This is a genomic window from Deinococcus multiflagellatus, assembly GCF_020166415.1.
Lineage (GTDB): Bacteria > Deinococcota > Deinococci > Deinococcales > Deinococcaceae > Deinococcus > Deinococcus multiflagellatus.
Window position 1 is genome coordinate 1 of the sequence record NZ_JAIQXV010000064.1, and the last position, 948, is coordinate 948.

Here is a 948-nt window from a genome sequence, read left to right on the forward strand (position 1 = left end):
CTTCTCCCTGGGCCGCGTCAACGGCGGCCGTGATGATCAGCCGCACCAAGTAGTAGCGTTCCCCTGCGTGCTGGGCAGTCAGGTCCTCGGCGAGGGTGTCCATCAGAATTTCCAGGAGCCAGGGCAAGGTGTGCACGAACGACGAGGTTTCCACCCACCGCTGGAGCTGCTTGGTCCAGTCCTTCTCGGTCACCACCGCGGAGAGCAACTCGGCCAGCCGCTGCCGTTGGCCCGCGTGCACCAGCCGGTCCAATTCGTCGGCCAGGCCCCACTTGGTCTGCGTCAGTTTGGCCACCACGCTGCGCGCTTCAGTCTGGGCTGGTGACGGTTGGGGAGGGTTTTCTGCGGGGACAAGGGCCTGTGGAATGCGCTGGAGGGTGGCGGTCTCTGCGACGTGGAGTTCGTCTGCTCGCTGCAGTTCGGTGATATTTGGGACAACCCTTTCCAACAGCGTGCTCAATTCGGTGCGGAACGCGGGCTCAAGCGAGCGCCTGGAAAAGAGTGGTGTGCCCTGGAGATTCACCCGGGTCCCAGGGCCTTCTTCCGTGTTCGTGGTGGAGAGCACGTGACAGGTGATCCATTCTCCCTGTTCCAGGGTGTGGATAGCCAGCTTTGATTCGACATCAGCATCTGGCAGGATGAAAGATACTGGGCCGTGGAGCAGTTCATGCCGGGGATCAAGATGGGCGGGAAACTGCCGGTAAAGGGTAGCCAGCGCGTGAAGAAGTGCAGAGGGTTCTGACGGTCCCTCTCCTGCCGGCTGGATCCAGGCTGGCACAGGGCCTCGCGCTGGGCGTGGGGGCTTGACGCCGTAAATGCGCTTGGTCAGCTCTTGCACTCCTGCTTCCCACTGGGCATCGTCGAAGAGGTCGATGCCCAGTCGGTCACTCAGAAAGTGTGGCGTGCTGGCATCGCGATTGACGGGTTGATCAGGCTGTCGAGGCTCCA

1 protein-coding gene is annotated in these 948 nt (G+C 62.3%); it reads right to left on the reverse strand.

Annotated features, from left to right (window positions below; translation table 11 throughout):
• Positions 1-948: hypothetical protein (locus K7W41_RS23310; RefSeq protein WP_224612931.1), on the reverse strand; the 948-nt coding region annotated here is incomplete at both ends.